This is a genomic window from Johannesbaptistia floridana, from assembly GCF_057440575.1.
In genome coordinates this window covers 1-2430 of sequence record NZ_JALKVM010000173.1, presented here as the reverse complement: position 1 = coordinate 2430, position 2430 = coordinate 1, and the positions used below count along the sequence as shown (strand labels likewise).

The following is a 2430-nucleotide window of genomic DNA, read 5'->3' as shown; positions in this document are numbered from 1 at the left end:
TTTCTGGGAGTTGCGATCTTGCGCCTATTGGCAAGAATTTGAGACACCAAAAATTGTTTATCCTGATATTGCTGTAAATACTCAATTTTACTATGATACTCGCAATTTATACTTCAACAATACAATTTATATGATTCCTATATCGCAAAAGTATATAACTGGAATACTTAATAGTATATTTGTCAATTACTTCTATCAATTAATAAGTTCTCAAATTAGAGGAGATTTTATTAGATTTTTTAGTCAATATGTTTCACAAATCCCTATACCCAAAGTAACAGAAACAGAGGGCAAAATCATAGAAAAACTAGTACAAAAATGTCTAGACGCCAAAGGAAAGCGAGTAGAAGAATATGAAGCAGAAATAGACGCAAGAGTAGGCCATTTATATGGCTTAACTTCAGCAGAAATGAAAATCATTACAGGTAAAGAAACATGAATATTATTAATCCTTCATTAATCGAACTTTCAGACATTAATTCTATCAGAGACTCCCAAGGAATAGCCGAATTATATCAAGTTCGGGTGAATACTTACGATAAAAATGAGGTGAGGCAGGAGGCACCGAGGCAGGAGGCTCCGAGGGAAGGAAGAAGGTATGAAGGTAGAACTTTATCATAACAAATTAAACGGACATGATCTGACACAGTGATAAATTTCGTAGGTTGGGTGATCAGCACTCAACCCAACATTAATTTTATTACTATCTACTTTGATTGTTGGGTTGCACGTTGTTTAACCCAACCTACAGTTAGCGCGATCGCTACTAATAGATTTGTGACTAAGTAAGTATTATAGTGTTGTACTTAAATTCTAAAAAGAGCAATTAATTAAATTTCTCCTGACAACCGCAAAGCTTCTTTTACAATTCGTTCACTAATACGAAAATCAGCTTCTAACAATGCCATTATTAACGGTTTGATTTCAGAAATAACCCCCTGACGTTTCCCCCGTAGCAACATTCCCACCGTCCCTATTACCTTCAAATTAAGTTGTTGAGCAACACGACGAGCTTTCTTATCATCAAGAATTAACAACACATCCCCTAATTCCATTGCTAGGGCGATCGCTTCAGCTTCCCCTGCATCCATTTGGGTTTTTAACGTAGCCACAACCGTCATATTTTGGACAGGTTTAACCGTCAACCAACTTAAAAGGGTTTTGACTTCTGTTGCCACCATTGGCGGTGCATACACAGTAGAGAAAACCCTCGATAACAAATCCAATTGGTCAATGCGTTCTAGTCCAATTAAACAAGTGCTATTCGTAACCGCCTCTGTGGTCAAAAGTTAATCTCCTGTTCTAATTCTTCGGGAGGATAATCAATGACAGGAACCCCTAGTTTACCAAGTAACTCAATAAAAGTCGGTTTGGAATAACCTGCCAGTTCTGCTGCTTGTCCTACTGTTAATTTTCCTGTTTCAAATAGTTTAACCATCAACAGGAGTCGTGCCTCTTCAACGCTAATATTTGGGGGAAGTTGTACCTCTAATTCGTTCATCTTTTTAGTTCCTCTTGATAAATCTTCAATTTCCTCTAACCGCTTCTAAAAATCTACTCAAATTTACTCAAACAGCAAAATAAGACAGAAAAAAGTCAGCGGTATATATGATTGCCATGTAAAGTGTTTTTACTCCTTGCCAATTACTCGGTACTCTACCCTTTTGAGTTTTGAAGTAATGAGTAACGAGTAATGAGTAAATACCCATCACTTATAAAGTAAAATTGGATTATTACATTTCAATTTGACTTATGACTAATAGTAGCATAAATATAACCATTAAAACAGAAGGAATTTAATTAAGTCATTACTCATTACTTATTACTTCAAAACTCATTACTCATATAGATGTGCCCTATCCCTCACAGATAAAGCAGTCTTGATGGTCTGCGGTAATCTTTCACTTAATCTCATCCCCCTTCTCCCAATCACCATAGATAAGTATCTAGTGTGAGCAATGGATTTGAGTAAACGTCAACGACTAGAAGCGGCAGGTTGGCAAGTTGGAACAGTCAAAGATTTTTTAGAGTTAGAAGAATCTGAAAGCAAATTAGTTGAATTTAAAGCAACATTAATTGAGTTGTTTAAATTACGGAGAGAAAGCAAAGAACTTTCCCAAAGCGCATTAGCTGAAAAAATGCAATCAAGTCAATCGCGAGTAGCAAAAATAGAAGCAGGAGATGCTTCTTTTCAGTTTGAAGTTTTGAAGTTTTGAAGTTTTGAAGTAAAAGAATTGATCCTAACCCTTTTCAGTAAAATTACTTAAGTTGTGGATAAAATGTATATTACTATACATTAATTTCTTAGAGAAAATCTCAAAAAGCCCTAATGCACAAGTTGCGGCTTTTGTCAAGTGTTATGTTAAGAAAGATGTTGATAAAGCCCCCCTTAGTAAGGGGGGTCAGGGGGGATCATATCTTTGTTAAAGA

4 protein-coding genes are annotated in these 2430 nt (G+C 35.8%); 2 read left to right on the top strand and 2 right to left on the bottom strand.

Annotated features, from left to right (window positions below):
- Nucleotides 1-439, top strand: a 439-nt coding sequence (locus MW688_RS11940; RefSeq protein ID WP_486736210.1) for a TaqI-like C-terminal specificity domain-containing protein, incomplete at its 5' end; no start/stop codon positions are given.
- A gap of 391 nt (nucleotides 440-830) precedes the next feature.
- Here MW688_RS11940 and MW688_RS11935 read toward each other — a convergent pair.
- Nucleotides 831-1286, bottom strand: a complete 456-nt coding sequence (locus tag MW688_RS11935) for a PIN domain-containing protein (protein WP_486736209.1) — start codon at nucleotides 1284-1286, stop codon at nucleotides 831-833.
- Nucleotides 1283-1501 (bottom strand): UPF0175 family protein, encoded by a 219-nt coding sequence (locus tag MW688_RS11930; RefSeq protein ID WP_486736208.1) that lies wholly within the window; start codon nucleotides 1499-1501, stop codon nucleotides 1283-1285. Before MW688_RS11930 ends, MW688_RS11935 begins: the two co-directional genes overlap by 4 nt.
- Before the next feature lie 457 nt (nucleotides 1502-1958).
- On the opposite strand from MW688_RS11930, the gene MW688_RS11925 reads away from it, so the two are divergent.
- Nucleotides 1959-2216: a helix-turn-helix domain-containing protein gene (locus MW688_RS11925; RefSeq protein WP_486736207.1), complete on the top strand. Its 258-nt coding sequence runs from the start codon at nucleotides 1959-1961 to the stop codon at nucleotides 2214-2216.
- Nucleotides 2217-2430: the final 214 nt, after the last annotated feature.

Bases quoted from the DNA above. Each gene is read 5' to 3' on its own strand.
- MW688_RS11930 (WP_486736208.1), bottom strand. From the start codon at position 1,501: ATGAACGAATTAGAGGTACAACTTCCCCCAAATATTAGCGTTGAAGAG.
- MW688_RS11925 (WP_486736207.1), top strand. From the start codon at position 1,959: ATGGATTTGAGTAAACGTCAACGACTAGAAGCGGCAGGTTGGCAAGTT.